Source organism: Nostoc sp. MG11 (assembly GCF_014904695.1).
Lineage (GTDB): Bacteria > Cyanobacteriota > Cyanobacteriia > Cyanobacteriales > Nostocaceae > Komarekiella.
Genome location: NZ_JACXXN010000217.1, coordinates 1 through 636 on the forward strand (window position 1 = coordinate 1; position 636 = coordinate 636).

Below are 636 nucleotides of genomic sequence, written 5' to 3' on the forward strand. Positions count from 1 at the left end.
TATTGACCCATCCTAAAAAGGACTGTAATCTGATTCCTAAATCTTGTCCTGGGATAATATCTGGCGACCATAAGGCTGTTTGTATATTTCCACAACACTCACACACACAGGTATGGCGTTGATATTCCACTATTTCAATTGGACGTTCTACTAATTGCGCTACAGACTGTTTCTCTATTTTTACTGCCGTGTGAGCGAATGCTTTTTGACCACAACAGGCACAACCAGTCGGTCGTAAGATTTCATAACGATCTACTCTGCCAAAGCCCTTACGGGTTTTTCCAGTATGTCCTGGTTGCCCACCTGGTTTTCTTTTAGAATGGTTCAGTTCTTCTTTTAAGGGTGCTTTTTTGTTTTCACTCTTTTTCAGAATGTCCCCAGATGGTGGTTTCGATGAAGTCTTGCTGTCCAAATCTCTGCTGACTTTTAACCGTTCTACTTCTTGCTGTAGTTCGTAGATTATTTTCTGTAACTCACCTATTACCTTGCTCTGCTCAATAATTATCTCCACCAGTTCTTGTTTCGATAACTGGTTCAAGCTTTCTCGGTCTATATCTTGAGGCAGGTTTTGGTTCATATTTGTGATACTCCCCCTGAAGTGTCCTCTTGTCAATACTCTGCCACCTGAATCCTTAC

The 636-nt window shown here is 41.4% G+C and carries 1 protein-coding gene; it reads right to left on the reverse strand.

The window, feature by feature from the left end; genetic code table 11:
• Positions 1–577, reverse strand: a 577-nt coding sequence (locus HCR01_RS38170; protein WP_226890100.1) for a DUF6444 domain-containing protein, incomplete at its 3' end; no start/stop codon positions are given.
• Positions 578–636: the final 59 nt, after the last annotated feature.